This is a genomic window from Actinocorallia longicatena, assembly GCF_039534125.1.
Taxonomy (GTDB): Bacteria; Actinomycetota; Actinomycetes; order Streptosporangiales; family Streptosporangiaceae; genus Actinocorallia; species Actinocorallia longicatena.
Window position 1 is genome coordinate 220,212 of record NZ_BAAAUV010000001.1, and the last position, 17,994, is coordinate 238,205.

A 17,994-nucleotide genomic window follows, 5' to 3' on the forward strand; every position below is an offset into this window, starting at 1 on the left:
TCGGAAGAATACCGGCTCATCACCCTCGATTCACTGATTTGTCCTCAATGTGAGACAACGCTCGCTCCAGCCCCGTGGCCTCGCCGACAAGCCTGCTGGAGCCGCCCCTGCTGGTCACGCTGCGGAGCCCGGGAACGGAGTCGGTGACCGCGTGGAGCTCGGCGTTGAGGGTCGCTGCGGCGACGAACTCGGGCAGCCCGGCCCGGGGACGCTCCCCGATGACCGGCAGCAGGGCGGGGAGCGCGGCCCGGAACATCGGCCAGAGGTCGGCGCCGCCCCTGATCGCCTCGGACGCCGACCGGGCGAGCCGGTTGAGCTTGATCTCCTCGACGGCGTCGGCCAGCGCCTCTCCCAGGACGGCGGCGGAAGGGGAGCCGTGGGCTGCGGCCGCCAGCAGCCCGCGGACCCCCGCGGCGCGGTCGTCGGGCCGCTCTCCCGCCAGGGCGAGCAGCAGCACGGTGGCGGTGGCCTTGCCCGCGGGGGCTCCGGCGTCCGTCAGCGCCTCGACGGTCGGGGCGAAGGTGGCCGCCTTGCGGTCGGCCCAGGCCAGCAGGTGGGCGGCGACCAGGTCGGGGTGGGAGGGCAGGATGGGCGGCCACCAGCCGGTGCCGCCGGGGAAGGACGGGCCGCGCGGTTCCCGGTAGGCGATCTCGCCGAGGGCTGAGCCGGTGACGGAGGCGGTGTCCCAGCGTGCCGCCAGGCCGGGCCAGCCGATGGTGACCACCGGTTCGGGCGGGCCCTCGCTGAGTACCGCGTGCAGCCGTCTTCCCGCGGCCGAGCGGAGCGCCCGGGTGGCGGGGGTCGGGCCAGCGGAGCGCGGCAGCCGCAGCAGTGCCTGCTCCAGGTCGAGCGGGCCGGGTTCCACGCCTTCGCGTTCGAAGATGCCGAGCCGCCCGGTGAGGACGTCCGGGTCGACGTGCCCGGTGGAGTGGGTGGGGGTGGCGAGCAGGATCGGCTGCTCTCCCAGCCGCCGGGCCGCCTCGTCGAACCGCCCGGAGACCACCAGCTCGGGGACCGGACGGTCGCGGTCGCCGAGGAGGCGGCGTTCGGGCGGCAGTGACAGCCGGGCCCAGTGCGGCCGGGCCGAGGGCTGGATGAGCGATCGCAGGACGGCGTTGGTCCCCCGGACGTACTCGCGGGCGCCGGTCAGGATCCAGGGCCTGGCCGCCCGGACGATCACCTCCAGCCGCTCGGCGGCGTCGGGGCCGTGGGTGACGAGCCCGGCCAGCAGCCGTTCGCCCTCGGCCCAGCCGCGATCGGGCGTGGCCAGCCGTTCGGCGACCGCGTCGGCCAGTTCGGCGGCCGAGCGGATCGGGTCGTCCAGCTCGGTGACGGCGGGCGGGCGGGGACGTGGCGGCGGGACGGCCCCGCTCCTTCCGGGCGTCAGGCCGAGGAGCCGCCGCAGGCCCGAGGGCAGCCCGGTGGCGGCCTCGGCGACGTCCGCGGGATCGTCGAGGTGGGCCGCCGCCAGCCGCACCGCCCGTTCCCTGAGATCGAGGTCCTCGTGGCCGAAGCCGGTGACGGCCGCCCGCACCGCGGCGGCCGATCGCGCGGGGGTGTGGGCGGAGCGCTCCATCCATGCCAGGGTGTCGCGGACGAGCCGTTTCTCCCTCCGGTCCATCAGGCTCTCGGCGGCCTCCGCGAATTCCTCGTCGGACAGTGGTGACCACGCGTCTGCGAGCCTGATCTGCCGGAACGCCAGGTCCGCGACGGGCGCGGGTCCCGAGGCGAGCATGCCCAGGTAGTCGCCCAGCCGGGCGGAGCGTTCCCGCTCGTCCGGGTCCATCGCCTCGTGCAGGCGAACGAACCAGCGCAGTTCGGCCGGGGTGCCGCCGCGCAGGAGGCGGCCCATGAGCCCGTCGAGGACGGCGCCGCGGTCCGGATGCCGGGTGAAGGCGCGCAGCCAGCCGGACCGCTCCTCCGGTTCGCGGTCCAGCAGGACTCCGAGGCCGTCGATCTCGAAGACCCTGAGGGCGAGCTCGGAGAACCACGGATCGTCCTCCGCCCGGCCCTCGGCTCCTCTTCTGGCCGAGACCCAGCCCGCGGTGAACGCCTTCTCCGCCGGGGTCCGTGCTCCGCCCGGCCCGATGAGGCCGGCGGCGAGTCCCCAGTCGGCGCGTCCGTCCCGGCCGCGGAGCTGCTCGGCCAGGCCGAGCCGGGCCGCCAGCCTGCCGCCGAGCTCCATCCGCCAGGCCGGGGGCCGTCCCGCGACGGCCTCCAGGACGTCGGCCGCCGAGTCGGCCGCGGGATCGCGCAGGTCGCGGCGCATCAGCCAGGTGGCGGCCGCGGCCGGGCTCTCGAGGCAGCCCGCGCCCGCGGCCAGCACGGCCGTCCGCCGGGACTCGCGCAGTGGTTCGGGGAGGTTGCGCCAGTAGCGGGGCAGTTCGCCCGCCACGCGCAGGCGGCCGTCCTCCGGCAGGGCGCGCACCAGGGGGGCGACGCTCTCGCCGCGCCCCGCGTCGATCGCGGAGCGGACGGCGGCCCAGGGGTCGCCGATGACAGTCATGCTTCGTGCTCCCGGGGGGTGAGGGGGCCGAGCCGAGACTGATGTTCTACCGTCTCGCCTTAATCCCCGGGGAGCACTCGGGAAACACTGGGGACAGTCACCGACATTTACGCAATATCCAGTAGTATCGGCTGACCTTCAGACCCTCCCCTGAGGGACGTCGACCCCCAATTCGCGGGAGGAACTCCCTGTTATGCGCGTTCCGGTGACCGGACTGCTTCTCGGTTGTGGCCTGCTAGCGACGCTCCCGTTCGGCGGGGCGGCGGCCGAACCGGCGGCGAGCACCCTGGTGGTGCACACGACGGTCACGACGGCGACACCGCGCAGCGGGATGAACGTGCAGGCCCAGGTCTGGGTGGCCGCGACCGGCGACGCCGCCACGAACGCGACGCTCTCCTTCTCCGCCGATCCCAAGACCGGTGTCTCGATCAGCGCGCTGTGCACCCGCTCGCCGCAGGGCTACTGCAAGCTCGGCGACGTGGACTCCGGCGGCGCGACGGTCCCGTTCACCATCAAGCTGAAGGCCAGGACCTCCCCGGTCACGGTGACGCTCGGCGTCTGGACGAGGGCCGAGAACGTGAAGGCCGCCTGGGAGTACAAGAAGATCAAGTTCCGGGCGGCGGCCCCGGTGAGCCCGAAGCCGAGCTCGACGCCCTCCAGCACCACACCGTCGTCCCCGCCGTCCACCCCGCCCTCGACGACCACGACGACCCCGCCGGTCAGTTCCTTCACCCCGGTCGTCCCGCCGACGGACCCGATGCTGCCGACGGTCCCCACCACCACGAACGGGGTCACGGTCGCGCCGACCACCTCGATCACCCCGGGAGCGGGCGGCCTGCTGACGACGGCTCCGAGCGACGTCACGACCTACCAGCCGCCGGGCGGCGAGAGCACCCCGCCGGACACCTCGCTGACGGGCAGCCAGGACGAGGTCCCCGCCGCGCTGGCCCTCGGCCAGAGCCTCTGGCTGGGCGCCCTGCTCGCCGCCTGCGCGCTCGCCGCGGTCCTGGTCTTCCGGCGCGGCCAGCGGGTCCGCCGCCGCCCCGACGACGGCAAGCACCGGCCGAAGCCCGTCCTGACCGGGACGGTCCTCACCCCGACCCCCTGGCCCGAGGACGCCCCCACCGTCCAGGAGCCCGCACAGGGCCCCGCCTGGGGCGAATCCGAGAAACTGGACGACTGAGCGCGTCCCGGGTCAGCTTTCGGTGAGGTCGAAGGTGACGGTGACCTCGTCGGCGAGTTTCAAGGCGCCGAAGAAGGCGGAGAACGGCTTGATGCCGTGGTCGGACTGGCGGATGACGACGTCGCCCCTGGCGTGGCCGTCCTCGACGGCCGCCGTGACGCGCAGCGGCCGGGTGACGCCCCTGACGGTCAGTTCGCCGACGGCCTCGGTGCCGCCCTCGACTCCGATGCCGCCCTCGACCGCGGCCCGGAAGGTGATGGTGGGGTGGCGGGCGACGTCGAGGATCTTGCGGAGGTTCTTCCCGATCTCCCGCCGGTCGGAGTCCGTGAGCGGCAGGACCCCGCCCGTCCCTTCGACGACCTCCAGGGAGGCGGCCTCGACCGTCACCTCCACGCCGTCCGCCGTGCGGGTGACGTTCCAGCGGGCGGGCTCGAGCAGGAGGTCGTGGCCGACCTTCCGGCCGAGGCCCGCGCGTGCCGTGCTGACCTGGAGTCTTCCGTCGATCATGTGCCCAGGTTAGCCCGCAGGGTGCGGAAGTCCTTCGGGCGGTTGAAGCAGACGGCGCCGGTGAGGACGCCGTCGCTGATGAAGGAGACCGAGGCGTCGAGCTCCGAGGGGTCTCCGTCGATCTTCTGCTCGCCCTCGAGCGCTCCGCAGATCTGCAGGGTCAGGCCGTACTGGTCGGACCAGCACCAGGGGGCCGCGGTGTGCGGGAGCGCGGCGCCGAGCATGTTCCGGGCGGCCGTGACGCCCTGCGCCTGGGCGTCGGACCAGTGTTCGCGCCGTCCCGACGGGGTCCTGGCGGCGTCGCCCGCCGCGTAGACCGCCGGATCGGAGGTGGCCAGCCGGGCGTCCACGACGATCCCGTCGGCGACCGCGAGGCCGGCGCGCTCGGCGAGCCCTGTCTCGGGCTCCGTCCCGATCGCCGCGAGCACGTGCGTGCCCGGTGCCGCGCCGGTGAAGGCCCGGCCGGTGTGGAGTTCCACGCCGTGCTCGCGGTGCAGCCGCTCGATCGGCTCGGCGAGCGGTCCCGGCAGGATGCGGCCGAGGACCCGGGGGGCCGCCTCGACGACCGTGACGTCCGCGCCGAGGCCCCGGGCGGTCGCCGCGACCTCCAGCCCGACGAGGCCGCCGCCCACGACGGCCAGCGGACGGCCGTCGTCGAGCGCCGCCCGCAGCGCCAGCGCGTCGCCGAGGGTCCGCAGCGTGGACGCGCCGGGCAGCGTGCGCGGACGTCCCCCGGTGGCCAGCAGCAGCCGGTCGTAGGGCAGTGAGGCGCCGTCGGCGAGCAGGACCCGCCCCTCCCCCGCCGCCACGGCCTCGGTTCCGGTCCGCAGCCCGATCCCCCGCGTCTCCCAGTACTCCGGCGCCTTGATCCGGAGCCGTTCGGCAGGGACGCGCCCGGCCAGCAGGTCCTTCGACAGGGGCGGCCGGCGGTAGGGCTCGGCCGGTTCGGCGCCCACCAGGACGATCGAGCCGGTGAACCCCTCGTCCCTGAGGGTCAGCGCGGCGGTCGTGCCCGCGATCCCGGTGCCGACGATCACGATCCGGCTGGGACGCGACGGGTCAGGCACGGGAGACCTCGACCATCTCGAAGTCGGCCTTGGCGGCGCCGCAGTCGGGGCAGGTCCAGTCGGCGGGCAGGTCGGCCCAGCGGGTGCCGGGCTCGATGCCCTCGTCGGGCCAGCCCTCGGCCTCGTCGTAGCGCAGCCCGCAGACCAGGCACTCCCACAGCTTGTACTCGTCCATGGTCAGGCCCTCTCGAAGTCGATCTTCTCGCGGACCCCGCAGTCGGGGCAGCACCAGTCGTCGGGCACGTCGGCCCAGGGGGTTCCGGCGGGGAAGCCCTCGCGGGGCTCCCCGGTGGTCTCGTCGTAGACGTAGTCGCAGACGGGGCAGCGGTGCCTCACGCGGCCACCCCGTAGCGGGCGTGCCGTCCGGGCTGGAGGTTGGCGCGGGAGACGTCGCCGCCGTAGTGGGCGATGACCCTGCGGTCCATGACCCGGCGCCACAGCGGCGGCACGTACGCCAGGACGATCATCGTCGCGTAGCCGGACGGCAGCTCGGGCGCCTCGTCGAAGTGGCGCAGCGCCTGGTACCTGCGGGTGGGGTTGGCGTGGTGGTCGCTGTGCCGCTGCAGGTGGTAGAGCAGGACGTTCGAGGCGATGTTGTTGCTGTTCCAGCTGTGCTGGGCGGTGCACCGCTCATACCGCCCGGACGCGGTCCGCTGCCGCAGCAGGCCGTAGTGCTCCAGGTAGTTCACGACCTCGAGCAGTGAGAACCCGAACACCGCCTGGATCGCCAGGTACGGCAGGACCGACGGCCCGAAGGCGAGCGTGAGGACGGCGAACAGCGCGGCGCTCATCGCCCAGGCGTTCAGGACGTCGTTGCCGATCCGCCACGGCCCCCTGCCGGAGCGGGCCAGCCGCGCCTTCTCCAGGTGCCAGCCCGACCGCAGGCTCCCCCACACACTGCGCGGCAGGAACCGCCAGAAGGTCTCGCCCAGCCGGGAGCTGGCCGGGTCCTCGGGCGTCGCGACCCGGACGTGGTGGCCCCGGTTGTGCTCGATGTAGAAGTGGCCGTAGCCCGTCTGGGCGAGCGCGATCTTCGACAGCAGGCGCTCCGCGGACTCCTTCTTGTGCCCGAGTTCATGGGCGGTGTTGATGCCGACTCCGCCGACGACGCCGATCGTCAGGGCGAGACCGGTCTTGTCGACGGCCGTGAGCCCGCCGCGCGTCCACAGCCAGCAGGCGAGTGCGAGGCCCGCGTACTGCAGCGGCAGGAAGGCGTAGGTGCACCAGCGGTAGTACTTCTGCCCCTCGAGCCAGGCGAGCACGCGCTCGGGCGGGTTCACCGCGTCGGTGCCGACGAGCTGGTCGAGCAGGGGGAAGATCACGAACAGCAGGATCAGCCCCGACCACCAGAAGACGCCGGCCCCGGTCAGCTCGGCCAGGCCCCAGGCCACGAACGGGAAGGACGGCACGAACAGGCCGAGCAGCCACAGGTACTTCTTCGGATCCACCCACGTGGTCTCCACGACGCCTCCACTGGACATTTTGCCTCTTTAGTGTCCAAAAACTAGACATCGGCTCGCAAACTGTCAATGGCCGCTACAGTGACATACGTGACGGAGTACAGGGAGTCGGTGCGTTCCCTCCTCAAGGAGCGCCTGCTGGACGCGGCCTACGAGCTGGTCACCGGCAACGGATGGGCCGGGCTGCGGATGGCGCACATCGCGACGACGGCGGGGGTCAGCCGGCAGACCGTCTACACCGAGTACGGCACCAAGGACGCGATCGGCCAGGCGCTGGTGATGCGCGAGGTCGAGCGGTTCCTGACCGGCATCGCCCAGCACCTCGACGCCCACCGCGACGATCCGCAGGACGCCTTCGAGGCCGCCGTCGGCTACACCCTGGCAGCCGCCGCCGAGAATCCGCTGCTCAAGAGCATCCTCACCAGCTCCCGCGGCGGCGACGACGATCTCCTCGCCCATCTCACGACCCGCTCCGAACCGCTGATCGACACGGCCAGCGCCATGCTCGAGGCACACACCGGCGAGGCCTGGCCGCAGGTCGCGGCGGCCGACCGGGCTCTCGCGGTCGAGACCGCCGTGCGGCTGTCGGTCAGCCACATCGTCCAGCCGGTCGGGCCGCCGGAGGTCTCCGCGGCCCGGATCGCGCTCGCCGTCATCAGGGTCGCCCGCCTGCCCGAACGATGATCCCCTTGCGCTCGACCACCTCGCAAACCTAGCGTTTGCTTGAGTCAAGGACGAGGAGCCACCGATGACGCAGGCGACCCCGCTGGTCGGGCATGTGAACGAGCAGGACATTCCGTGGGTGTGGGCGGGTGATGTGGGGATCCAGCTGCTGCGGGTCTCCACGGAGGGTTTCGTGGTCCGCAACCGGTTCAAGGCCGGATTCCAGCTGCCGACCCACAAGCACACGGGCCAGGTGAACGCCTACACCTTCAGCGGCACCTGGTGCTACGCCGAGCAGGAGGTCCTGTACACCGCGGGGACCTTCGTGCACGAGCCCGCGTCCTCGACGCACACCCTGACGGCCGTCGAGGACGCGGACGTCCTCTTCATCGTCGAGGGGGCCTTCATCGAGTACGACAAGGAGGGCACGGTCTCCGGGGTCGTCGACGGCGCCTCGATCCTCGAGGCCTACCACCTGCTGTGCGACATGAGCGGCACGCCCCGTCCCGAGGGGATCCTGCAGTGAAGGACTTCCCCTCCGCCTCCTACGGCGCGGGCCATCCCCTGGACCTGTACGCCGGGTTCCGCGGGAAGGGGCTGGTCCGCCACGCCGAGCTGCCGCTGTGGATCGTGTCGCGCCATGCCGACGTGCACCGGATCGTCACCGACCCGGCCGCGTTCCGCAACCGCGACGGCATCCTCATCGAGGAGCTCGGCACGACCTACGAGACGCCGCCGACCCTCATGCACACCGACCCGCCCGACCACACCCGCTACCGGGGCCTGGTCGCGCCCGCGTTCCGGCCGTCGGTGCTGCGCGGCATCGAGGACGACGTCCGCAGCCGGGTCCGGATCCTGCTCGACGCGGGGATCACCGACGCGGTCGCCGACTTCGCGGTCCCGCTGCCCCTCCAGGTGATCTGCCTGCTGCTGGGCATCCCCGAGGACGACTGGCCGAAGTTCCACCGCTGGTCGGACGCGTTCGTGCCCGGCGCGTCCACCCTTCCGGAGGAGGAGCGGAACGCCCTGCGGATGGAGTGCGGCCTGTACCTGGTCGGCCAGGCCCACGCCCGGCGCGCGGAGCCGGGCGGCGACGTCATCTCCCAGCTCGCCACCCTGGAGCTGGACGGTGAACGCCTGACGGACGCCGAGCTGGTGATGTTCCTCATCCAGCTCCTCGTCGCCGGCAACGAGACGACCCGGCACGCGATCTCGGGCGGGATGCTGGCCTTCGCCGACGACCCCGCCCAGTGGGACCTGCTGCGCGAGCGGCCGTCGCTGATGCCGGGGGCGGTGGAGGAGATCCTGCGCTGGACCTCCCCCGTCGTCTACTTCCTGCGGACGGCCTCGGCGGACGTCGAGATCGGCGGGACCAAGGTCGCGGCCGGTGAGAAGCTCATGCTGCTCTACGGCTCCGCCAACCACGACCCCGAGGCGTTCGGCCCCACCGCGGGACGGTTCGACATCACCCGCGACTCTCCCGCCCTCAATCTGGCGTTCGGCTTCGGGCCCCACTTCTGCCTCGGCGCCGCGCTCGCCCGCATGGAGATCAGGATCGTCCTGGAGGAGCTGGCGGCGCGCTGTTCACGGCTGGAGCGGGCGGGCGACCCCGTCTACAACGGCTCACCGGTCGTCGCGGGCCTGAGGTCGGCACCGCTGTCCTTGCTCCCCTGATCGCCGCCCCGCCGGGCACGTGTCGCCAGCACCGAGCCGGTGAGGATCAGCGCGAACGCCGCGAGGATCCCGGCCGTGAGCGGCTCGCCCAGCAGCAGGACCCCGGCCGTCACCGCGACGGCCGGGTTCACGTAGGTGAAGACCAGGGCGCGTGACGGCCCGACCTCGCCGATCAGCGCGAGGAACACCACGAACGCCAGGGCCGTGCAGATCAGCCCCAGCGCGAGGATCGAGGCGATGACCTTGCCGGACGGCATCTCGTCCGGCAGGGTCAACGCCGCGGGGATCAGATAGAAGAGCGCGGCGCTGCCGAGACAGACCGCCGTCAGCGGCATCGTCGGAACGCCCTGAAGCTTGCGGTCGGCGATGATCGGCGCCACCGCGTACCCGGTGGCGGTCAGCAGCACCTCGACGACCGACAGCGCGTCCCCGCCGGTCAGACCCGGAGCCGCCAGCACCGCCACCCCGACGAACCCGAGCCCGAGCCCGGCCCACCGCACCAGGCCCAGCCGCTCGGTCCCACCGGCGATCTTGGCGAACACCACGCTGAGAATCGGCGACGACGCGATGAGCAGCCCGCTCAGCGAGCTCGTCAGCTCCTTCTCCGCATGCGACAGCAGCAACCACGGGATGAAGATCTCCAGCACCGCGAACGCCGCGATCCACCTCCCATGCCCCCTCAGCACGGAGAACCCCTCGCCCCGCACCGCCAGCGGCAACAGCACGATCACCCCGATCGCACAGCGCGCGAACACCAGCAGCGGAGCGGACACCCCCTCCACCGCGACCTTGATGAGCAGATAGGGGATCCCCCAGATCACGCTCATCGCGAGGAACAGCATCATGCCCCGGCGACTCATGGCATCCACCCCGATCAATCCCTGAATGTCAGGGACAAACCTAGCGTGGCTACTTACTTCCGCGTCAGTCCGGAATATCCGCCGTCAGTCCGAAGCCTCGGTGAGGAGGCGGAGGTCGGCGTCGCCCAGATCGAGGTCGGCGAGGGCCAGGAGTGCGGGGAGCTGGTCGAGGCTGCGGGCGCTGGCGAGGGGAGCGGCGACGGTCGGCTGGGCCTTCAGCCAGGCCAGGGCCACGGTGGCGGGCTCGACGCCCCGGTCGGCGGAGATCTTGTCGAGGGCGTCGAGGACCCTCAACGCGGACGGTGAGTCGAGGTACTTGGCCGCTCCGCCTGCCCGGGGGCTGTCGACGGCCGGGCCGGCCGGGCGGTACTTGCCGGTCAGGAAGCCCGCGGCGAGGGCGAAGTAGGGGATCGCGGACAGGCCGTGCTCGACGGCCAGTGCCGCCTTCTCGCCCTCGTAGGTGTCGCGGGAGACGAGGTTGTAGTGGGGCTGGATCGCCACGTACTTGGCCAGGCCCTCGCGGTCGGAGAACTCCAGGGACGCGCGCAGCCGGTCGGCGCTGATGTTCGAGACCGCGATCTGGCGGACCTTGCCCGCCTTCACGAGCGCGTCCAGGGCGGTGATGATCTCCTCGACGGGCGTGTTCTCGTCGTCGAAGTGGGTGTAGTAGAGATCGATCCGGTCGGTTCCGAGCCGCCGCAGCGACTGCTCGGCCGCCGCCTTGATCGTCTCGCCCCTGAGGTTCTTGAACTCCGGGTGCGAGCCGACCTTGGTCGCCACCACGATCTCGTCGCGGTTCCCGCGCGCCGCCATCCAGCGGCCGATCACCTCTTCGGACTCCCCGCCGGTGTGGCCCGGCACCCACGCGGAGTAGGCGTCGGCGGTGTCGACGAAATTGCCGCCGACCTCGGCGAACCGGTCGAGCACGGCGAAGGAGGCGGCCTCGTCGGCCGTCCAGCCGAAGACGTTCCCGCCCAGGTTCAGTGCGGACACATGCAGGTCGGACCGGCCGACGCGTACGAGTTCAAAGGTCACCCTGGAACCAACGCCTCAGCTGATCAAGGCATTCCCGGCGGGATGCGGACCGTCTCGGCCCAGGCGGGCGGCGCCGGAGGATCGGCCCCGATCAGGGCGGCGATCAGCCGGGACGACGCGGGAGCCTCCAGCCACGGTGTGTACCCGTCGGTCAGGACGATGATCACCTGGGGGCGTTCGGGGGCCGCGCGGGCGGCCTCGATGCCGACGCGCATGTCGGTGCCGCCGCCCCCGCCGAGGACGACCTGCTCGGCGGAGACGACCCGGCTGACCGCGTGGACGTCGGCGTCGCAGGCCAGGACCGTCACGCGGTTGCCCCGGACGCCGACCTCGCGCAGGACCCCCGTGATCTCGGCCATCGCGGCGCCGAGATCGTCCTCGCCCATGGACCCCGAGGTGTCGACGACGATCGCGACCCGCGGCAGCGGGCGCCGCAGGCTCGGCAGGACGACACCGCGCAGCGCCGCCGTCCGCCGGGACGGACGCCGGTAGGTGTAGTCGACGGCACCGCCCGCCCAGGCCACGGCCTCCCGGACGGCCCCGGCCAGGACGGTCCGCCAGTCGACCACCGGCTCCATGATCTCCTGGGCCCAGCGCTTCCAGCCGCCGGGCAGGAAGCCGCGGGACCGTTCGTGGGAGCGCATCGCCTCCGCGGTAGTGCGGCGCAGGGCGTCGCCCTCGACGGTCCCGACCCCCTCCGCCGCGCCGGGCAGCTCCCAGGCCCTGGCCTGCCCGTGCGCGCCCGAACCGCAGTCGTGGGCATGCGGGGTGGGCGGGATCCGCGGCAGGTAGGTCTCGAACAGCTCCCCTGCGGGCAGCCCGAAGTCCGCGGGGACGACCCGGCCGGCCGGGAGCGGCAGCCGGTCGGAGAGCAGGTCGTCGTTGATCTCGCAGTCCTGGGCGAGGTTGGTCCGCACCGGGTCGCGCTGGGCGGCCGCCGGGAGCCGGTCCGCCCGGGTGTGGTGGTCGCGCAGCAGATGCGACACCTCATGGATCAGGACGGCCGCCAGCTCGGGCACCGGCGTCCCGGCGACGAACCGGGGCGAGACGTAGCAGCGCCAGTGCCGGTCGACGCCCATCGTCGGAACGTGGTCGGTGCCGATGATGGTCATCGCGTACAGCGCGGAGGCCAGGTAGGGCCGGTCGCCCGCGGCCTTGTAGCGGGCGGCGAGGATCTTCGTGCGGTCGAGGGCGGCGGGCTCCTCGACCGTCACAGGGCACCCGAGAGCGACAGGACGTCCAGGAAGGCGTCGATGCCGGACGGGACCGGCCAGGATTCCTCGCGCAGCACCGCCAGGTCCATCGCCGCGCGGGCCGCCACGTCGGGCACCCCAGCGTCCACGGCCTTGGCCAGGACGACCCAGCCCGCCTCCCACCGCTCCCTGGTGAGATCGGCGGAGACGGCCGCGACGATCGCGGTGAGGAAGGCGAGCTGCCGGTCGCCGCGCTTGGGCAGCGCGAAGGACTCCGGGTGGGCGAGGACCCGGTCGGGGTCGGGCAGGTCCAGGTTCTCCAGGTAGGAGATCAGCTCGATGCCGGGCCCGTCGCCGACCGCCCCGACCAGCGCGGCCGACAGCGCCTCCGCGCTCGAGTCCGCCGCGTAGGAGACGGCCAGCAGCCTCAGCGCCATCTCCCAGGTCCGCGGCGACGGCCACGCCCCGCCGCGCGCCTCGGCGTCGCCCGGAAGCTGGTGGACCAGGCCTGGACGGGCGGTCAGGAACCCCGAGACCGCGCCGCGGGCCTTGGCGACCGCGCCCGGAACCCGGTGCTCCTGGACCCTGGCGACCGGGGCGGCGGGCCAGATCCCGGACATGCCGCGGGCCACCGTGCGCGGATCGTGCGTCCAGTACAGGTGGACGAACCGGTTGGCCAGCGGCGGGCTCAGATGCCATCCGTCGGCGGCGCTGGACGGCGGGTTGGCGGCCGCGACGATCCGCACCCCCTCCGGCAGCGTCAGGCTGCCGACCTGCCGCTCCAGCACGACCCGCAGCAGCGCGGCCTGGACGGCGGGCGGCGCCGACGACAGCTCGTCGAAGAAGAGGATCCCCCGGCCGGTGGCGGCGAGCCTGACGGCCCAGTCCGGCGGGGCCATCGGCACGCCCTGGGTCGCCGGATCGTCACCGATGATCGGCAGCCCGGCGAAGTCCGACGGCTCGTGCACGCTGGCGATCACGGTCTCGAGCGGCAGGTCGAGCCCGGCCGCGAGCTGCCGCATCCCGGCCGACTTGCCGATGCCCGGCTCACCCCACAGCAGCACCGGAAGGTTCGCCGACACCGCCAGGCCGAGCGCCTCCAGATGCGGGTCGGCCTTCACCTCGATCCGCGACGCCGAGATCCTCGTGATCAGGTCGTCGGCTACGGAAAGCCCGTCGGTCATGCGCCCGGCCCCCGCTCGTCCTGCTCCTCCGGGGAGTCCCAGTCGTAGTCGTCGTCCTCGTCGTAGTACTCGCCGTACCAGTCCTCTCCGATGTCGTCGGAGACCTGGTCGTAGAGGAAGCGCAGCTCATAGCGCTTCATCAGGCGGACCAGATGGCGCAGCGACCTGCCGGAGTCGTCGGTGCAGTCGGTCCTGGCGCCCGCGTCGATGAGGGCTCGGACGAGCGCTTCGGGCCCTGCGTGACCGACCGCGAACAGCAGCGGGGTGCGTCCCTCCTGGTCGTTGGCCTCCAGGTCGACTCCCGCCTTGAGCAGGAGGGGCAGCAGCTCGGTGTGGTTAACGCAGGGCAGGTAGTGCAGGAGGGTGCGGTCGCGGCCGTCGCGGGCCCTCGGATCGAGGCCCGCCTCCAGCAGGGCCAGCACCCCGGCCTCGTCACCATGCTGCGCCCGGGCGAACAGTTCCTTGCGCTGGGCGCGCAGGCCTCTGGGCAGCCGGCCCTCCTGTCCGCGCCAGTGCTCCTCGACGGCGAAGCAGCCCGTCACCTTGCCGCCGAGCGCCTTGAGCGCCTGCTCGCGGCGGCGCTCCTCCGCGGCGTGGGCGGTCGCGACGCCACCGCGCATCTCGTGCCAGGCGCCCTCCTTGCAGCGGACCCGGACCGCAGCGGGCGTCCCAGGGCCCGGCGGGCCGGTGACCGGGCCGTCGTAGCCGGGGAACAGCGACGCCACGACGAGCGGATGCAGCTCCGCGACACCGATCGCGCCGTGCCGGAGCAGGTCGAGATCGGGCAGCCTGCGGAAGAGGGCCTCGGGCAGGGCCCTGCGCCGCTTCATGCGATCGGCAGAGGCGGCGGCCACGCTCATCCCGCCGTCGTCGAGGAGACGGAGTTCCACCGCGGTCGCCCAGTGCAGCTTCAGCCAGGCCTTCTTGCGGCCGGCCCGGCGGATCTCGTCGGCCAGCACCGGGATATTGATCGGCTCGCCTTGGAGGACCTTCCCGAGATCGCTCACGTATCTCGACGAGCGGTCCACGGTGCGGTCGAGCGTGACGCCCGCCAGCTCCCAGGCCTCCTCGGTCCGGCCGTCCTCCTGCGCGAGGATCACCCGCTCGGCCAGGCTCCCGGTGGTCTCGGCCGTGCCGTCGGCCCTCAGGAACGGGGTGCCGCCGATCCTCTCGCGCAGGCCGGCGCTGCCGGGAGCCGACCACAGGTGGCGGGCGTCGGTCCAGTCGTCCAGGTTCGTGGCGTCGTCGGCGGAATCGAACAGCAGCCGCAGGCGCTGCGTGCCGCTCACGATCGTCCGGGTCCTGACCTGGAGCCACGGGTCCGTGCCGGACAGCAGGAAGGTCCGGTCGGTGCTGAGGGCGGAGTGGCCGTGCAGGATCCGCGGCAGGTGCCAGCGCAGCAGGTCGGGCGCCAGCTCCAGGAGGTCGGCCTCGAGCGCGCGGGCGGTCTCCTCGCCGTGCTCCGCCGCGACCTTCGCCAGGTCGAACTCGACGTCCACGTTGGCGGCCTCGCAGGCGCCCCGCCAGTCGCCGGCCTCGCGGCGTGCGGCCGACTTCTCGATCATCCAGGCGGGCACCGCGTACCGGCGGACGGCGACCCAGCTGGCGAGCTCGTCCGGCGGGAAGCAGGCGTCGGTCCTCAACGGCCGACGCCTCATCGGTAGACGCTCCCGATGGCGTGCAGGTCGGGGTGGACCGGGGCGGCGGGCCGCAGATGTCCGGCCAGCCCGCGCTTGACCTTGCGCGGAAGACCCGGACCGAGCCCGACGTACTCCAGCCGGGTCCCCTCCCGGACGCTGCCGAGCAGGGCCTTGGCCGCGCGTCCGGTGAAGGAGGTGTGCCGCAGCTCCAGCCGGCTGATCGGGCTGCCGGGCAGGGCGGCGGCGAGCGCCGTGACGCCCTCGTCCCCGATCACGTTGTCGGGGGCGCCCAGCGCGCGCTGCGACGGCGGCCGGCCGAGGTCGAGGCTCTCCAGCCCGGGCAGCGCGGCCGCCAGGGCCGTGACGCCCGCGGCGGTGAGCCCGTTGCCGCCGAGCCCGAGCCTGAGCGGACGGGCGGGATCGGCGGCCGCGGCCAGGATCGCCGCCCCCTCGTCACCGAGGTGGTTCGAGGGGAGGTAGAGCTCGCGGACCCCGGCCTCGCGGACCAGGGCGGCGAGGACGCCCGCGACGTCGGGACCGAGCCCGTTGCCGCCCAGGAACAGGCGCTCGATCGGCGCGGGACGGTCGAGGAGGGCCTCCAGCAGCGCCCGCAGGCCGGTTCCCGTGACGCCGGTGTTGACCAGGTCGAGCGTGCGCAGGGTGGTGTTGCGGCGGAGCATCGCGGCCAGTGCCAGGACGCCCGCGTCGCCGACGGGGTTGCGCTTCAGCCAGAGCGCGCGGACCTCGGTGTCGTCCGCGAGATGCCCGGCGACGGCCGTCGCGCCCTCGGCGGAGATCCTGTTGCAGCCCAGGTAGAGCGTGCGCAGCCCGTGGCCCTCCGGCAGGGCGAACGCGGCGGCGTCACCGAGGCCGTTGGTGCCCAGCAGCAGATGGACCGCGTGGGAGGAGGCGAACAGGGCCGGCAGCAGCCGGGCGAGGCCCTCTCCGCGCAGCCCCTGCTTGCACAGGTCGACCCGGCCGTCGGGCTGGAGCGTGCCGAGGGCGAACGCCTCCGTCCCGGTGATCGGCGCCGGATCGGCGAGCCGCTCGATCAGACCGTCCAGCAGGGCCGGGTCGGCCCGCGGCAGATCGGGATGCTCGATCGCCGGGCAACGGGTCTCCATCACCACTCCACCCCTCGGTAGTCCTTCAGGAAAAGCCCGCTGACGGGTGCGCCGCCGACGCCGCGCACGATGGGGTCGTACACGCGCGCCGCGCCGTCGACCACGTCGAGCGGCGGCCGGAACCCGGCCTCGCGGTGGGCGCTCTTGTCCGGGTGCGGGCGCTCGTCGGTCACCCAGCCGGTGTCCACGCTGTTCATGTGCACTCCCGACGCCGCGTAGTCGCGCGCCGAGGTGCGGGTCATCATGTTCAGCGACGCCTTGGCCATGTTCGTGTGCGGGTGCCGGACCGTCTTGTTCTCGCGTGAGAAGCTGCCCTCCATCGCCGAGACCTGCACCACGTAGCGGTCGGGCCGCGGTGAGGCCTCCAGCAGGGGGCGCAGCCTGGCGGTCAGCAGGAACGGCACGAACGCGCCGACGAGCTGGGTCTCCATCCACTCCGCCGGGTCGATCTCGTGCAGCCGCAGGGTCCAGCTGTTGCGCTCGCGCAGGTCGAGCGGCTCGCCCGTCTCGTCGACGCGGCCGGCCGGGAAGAACTGCTCCGCGGCGGGGACGGCGAGCCCGGTGGCCGCTCCGGACGTCAGCGGGATCCGGGCGGCGGGACCGGTCAGCGGCAGCGTCTCGGCCGCGCGGACCTCACGGTGGTAGGCGGCCGGACGGCGGATGGTCTGCGCCGCGTTGTTGATGAGGATGTCGAGATGGCCGAACCGGGTGTGGACGGCCTCCAGGAGCCCGGCGACGTCACCGAGATCGAGGAAGTCGGCGCCGTGCAGGTGCAGCCGGTGCAGCCACTCCCCCGCGTCGGGGACCTCGGCGAAGCGGCGGGCGGCGTCGCGCGGGAACCGGGTGGTGACCATGACCTCGGCGCCGTCCCGCAGGAGCTTCAGCGCAAGATGGAAACCGATCTTGATCCGGCCGCCGGTGAGCAGGACGGTGCGGCCGGTGAGATCGCACCGGGCGTCCCTGCGGGCGAGGTTCTCCGCCACGCACGGGGAGCAGAGCTGGTGGTAGACCGGATGGACGTCACGGTAGGGGGTCTTGCAGACATAGCAGCGGCGTTCACCGCGCAGCCGCCCTCCCGCGCCCCCGGTATCGGCGGGGGCCACCGCGAGGGGATCGGCGTACCGCAGCGTGGACGCGGCCAGAGCGCGGTCGTGGGCCGCCCGCTCGGCGTGCCGGGCGTTCTTCCGCTGCTTCTTGCCCGACCGGTAGAGCTGGGCGGCGGCCTCGCGGACCTCGGCCCAGCCCGGGTCGTCCGGGTCCGCCGCGCGGGCCTGCGCGAGCACCCGGAGACAGGTCTCCAGCTCGGCCGACATCACGCTCCTTCGATGTTCGGGGTGGCAAGGCCGGTCGGATTCGAACCGACGTCCTCCAGCTCGCAGCTCGGGCGCGACGACCTCTGCGCTACGGCCTTGCCACGCATGATCTTAGCGAACCGGTACGACACTCTCGAACCGGAAAAGCGTGAAGCGGGATATCAGGGGTAGGGCGGGTTCACCAACGAAGGGAGTAACACCGTGCTCACGCTTACCGACACGGCCGTGACCGTGATCCGCAACCTGACGGCCCAGCCGGAGGTGGCCGACACGGGGGGACTGCGCATCGCGCCCACGCCCGATACCCCCGCCACGCTGGCGGTCGGCTTCACCCCCGAGCCCCTCGCGGGCGACCAGGTGATCGAGGAGGACGGCGCCCGGGTCTTCCTCGACCCCGAGGCGGCGAACGCCCTCGACGACAAGGTCCTCGACGCCGAGGTCGACGGCAACGGCGACATCGCCTTCATGCTGGGGCTCCAGCCCGAGCACTGACTCAGAGCCCTAGGGGCTGTTTCAAAGTCAACTGCCCTACTGCGCGGCGCCCAGGCACGCACCTCGCGAGGTTGTCGTCGGTCGCCGACCCAA

18 protein-coding genes and 1 tRNA gene are annotated in these 17,994 nt (G+C 73.0%); 5 read left to right on the forward strand and 14 right to left on the reverse strand.

All coding sequences use genetic code 11. From position 1 onward, the window contains the following. Nucleotides 1–19: 19 nt before the first annotated feature. Complete coding sequence (locus tag ABD785_RS00940) at nt 20–2,506, reverse strand: DUF7824 domain-containing protein (protein ID WP_344821179.1); 2,487 nt, start codon at nt 2,504–2,506, stop codon at nt 20–22. A 205-nt stretch (nt 2,507–2,711) separates the two neighbouring features. Here ABD785_RS00940 and ABD785_RS00945 point away from each other — a divergent pair, with 205 nt between their 5' ends. Continuing rightward, entirely contained in the window at nt 2,712–3,689 is a 978-nt protein-coding gene (locus tag ABD785_RS00945; protein ID WP_344821180.1) for a hypothetical protein, read from the forward strand. Nucleotides 3,690–3,701: 12 nt separating this feature from the next. Here the strand turns inward: ABD785_RS00945 and ABD785_RS00950 are convergent, their stop codons facing one another. Genes ABD785_RS00950 through ABD785_RS00970 form a run of 5 tightly spaced genes read right to left on the reverse strand, consistent with a single transcriptional unit; the run spans nt 3,702 to nt 6,726 of the window. Next, nucleotides 3,702–4,196 carry a YceI family protein gene (locus ABD785_RS00950; RefSeq protein ID WP_344821181.1) on the reverse strand — a complete coding sequence of 165 codons (495 nt, stop codon included), beginning with the start codon at nt 4,194–4,196 and terminating at the stop codon, nt 3,702–3,704. Further along, entirely contained in the window at nt 4,193–5,263 is a 1,071-nt protein-coding gene (locus ABD785_RS00955; protein WP_344821182.1) for an NAD(P)/FAD-dependent oxidoreductase, read from the reverse strand. Before ABD785_RS00955 ends, ABD785_RS00950 begins: the two co-directional genes overlap by 4 nt. Next, nucleotides 5,256–5,438 (reverse strand): rubredoxin, encoded by a 183-nt coding sequence (locus tag ABD785_RS00960; protein ID WP_344821183.1) that lies wholly within the window; start codon nt 5,436–5,438, stop codon nt 5,256–5,258. Before ABD785_RS00960 ends, ABD785_RS00955 begins: the two co-directional genes overlap by 8 nt. A 2-nt stretch (nt 5,439–5,440) precedes the next feature. Further along, nucleotides 5,441–5,599: a rubredoxin gene (locus tag ABD785_RS00965; RefSeq protein ID WP_344821184.1), complete on the reverse strand. Its 159-nt coding sequence runs from the start codon at nt 5,597–5,599 to the stop codon at nt 5,441–5,443. Further along, entirely contained in the window at nt 5,596–6,726 is a 1,131-nt protein-coding gene (locus ABD785_RS00970; RefSeq protein ID WP_344821185.1) for an alkane 1-monooxygenase, read from the reverse strand. Before ABD785_RS00970 ends, ABD785_RS00965 begins: the two co-directional genes overlap by 4 nt. An 87-nt stretch (nt 6,727–6,813) precedes the next feature. On the opposite strand from ABD785_RS00970, the gene ABD785_RS00975 reads away from it, so the two are divergent. From ABD785_RS00975 to ABD785_RS00985, 3 genes are all read left to right on the forward strand, one after another. Further along, entirely contained in the window at nt 6,814–7,407 is a 594-nt protein-coding gene (locus ABD785_RS00975; protein WP_344821186.1) for a TetR family transcriptional regulator, read from the forward strand. Nucleotides 7,408–7,471: 64 nt separating this feature from the next. Continuing rightward, entirely contained in the window at nt 7,472–7,912 is a 441-nt protein-coding gene (locus tag ABD785_RS00980) for a 2,4'-dihydroxyacetophenone dioxygenase family protein (RefSeq protein WP_344821187.1), read from the forward strand. Next, nucleotides 7,909–9,060: a cytochrome P450 gene (locus ABD785_RS00985; RefSeq protein WP_344821188.1), complete on the forward strand. Its 1,152-nt coding sequence runs from the start codon at nt 7,909–7,911 to the stop codon at nt 9,058–9,060. Before ABD785_RS00980 ends, ABD785_RS00985 begins: the two co-directional genes overlap by 4 nt. Here the strand turns inward: ABD785_RS00985 and ABD785_RS00990 are convergent. The 8 genes from ABD785_RS00990 to ABD785_RS01025 form a co-directional block, all read right to left on the reverse strand. Then, nucleotides 9,000–9,920 (reverse strand): DMT family transporter, encoded by a 921-nt coding sequence (locus ABD785_RS00990; protein ID WP_344821189.1) that lies wholly within the window; start codon nt 9,918–9,920, stop codon nt 9,000–9,002. The two genes, ABD785_RS00985 and ABD785_RS00990, sit on opposite strands and share 61 nt — an antisense overlap. Before the next feature lie 84 nt (nt 9,921–10,004). Further along, nucleotides 10,005–10,955, reverse strand: a complete 951-nt coding sequence (locus ABD785_RS00995; protein ID WP_344821190.1) for an aldo/keto reductase — start codon at nt 10,953–10,955, stop codon at nt 10,005–10,007. A gap of 23 nt (nt 10,956–10,978) precedes the next feature. Continuing rightward, nucleotides 10,979–12,169 carry a vWA domain-containing protein gene (locus ABD785_RS01000; protein ID WP_344821192.1) on the reverse strand — a complete coding sequence of 397 codons (1,191 nt, stop codon included), beginning with the start codon at nt 12,167–12,169 and terminating at the stop codon, nt 10,979–10,981. Further along, nucleotides 12,166–13,332, reverse strand: coding sequence for an AAA family ATPase (locus ABD785_RS01005; RefSeq protein ID WP_344821193.1), 1,167 nt, complete (start codon nt 13,330–13,332; stop codon nt 12,166–12,168). The genes ABD785_RS01000 and ABD785_RS01005 overlap by 4 nt, the downstream gene beginning before the upstream one ends. Beyond that, entirely contained in the window at nt 13,329–14,990 is a 1,662-nt protein-coding gene (locus ABD785_RS01010; protein ID WP_344821194.1) for an ankyrin repeat domain-containing protein, read from the reverse strand. Before ABD785_RS01010 ends, ABD785_RS01005 begins: the two co-directional genes overlap by 4 nt. Next, nucleotides 14,987–16,096 (reverse strand): leucine-rich repeat domain-containing protein, encoded by a 1,110-nt coding sequence (locus ABD785_RS01015; protein WP_344821195.1) that lies wholly within the window; start codon nt 16,094–16,096, stop codon nt 14,987–14,989. The genes ABD785_RS01010 and ABD785_RS01015 overlap by 4 nt, the downstream gene beginning before the upstream one ends. Next, on the reverse strand, nt 16,096–17,409 hold the full coding sequence (locus ABD785_RS01020; RefSeq protein ID WP_344821197.1) for an SDR family NAD(P)-dependent oxidoreductase: 1,314 nt from the start codon (nt 17,407–17,409) through the stop codon (nt 16,096–16,098). Before ABD785_RS01020 ends, ABD785_RS01015 begins: the two co-directional genes overlap by 1 nt. Nucleotides 17,410–17,431: 22 nt before the next feature. Beyond that, a tRNA-Arg gene (locus ABD785_RS01025) sits at nt 17,432–17,507 on the reverse strand. Between the two features lie 103 nt (nt 17,508–17,610). On the opposite strand from ABD785_RS01025, the gene ABD785_RS01030 reads away from it, so the two are divergent. Continuing rightward, a complete protein-coding gene (locus ABD785_RS01030) occupies nt 17,611–17,901 on the forward strand; it encodes a Fe-S cluster assembly protein HesB (protein WP_344821199.1) in 291 nt (96 codons plus the stop codon). The last annotated feature ends 93 nt before the right edge of the window (nt 17,902–17,994 follow it).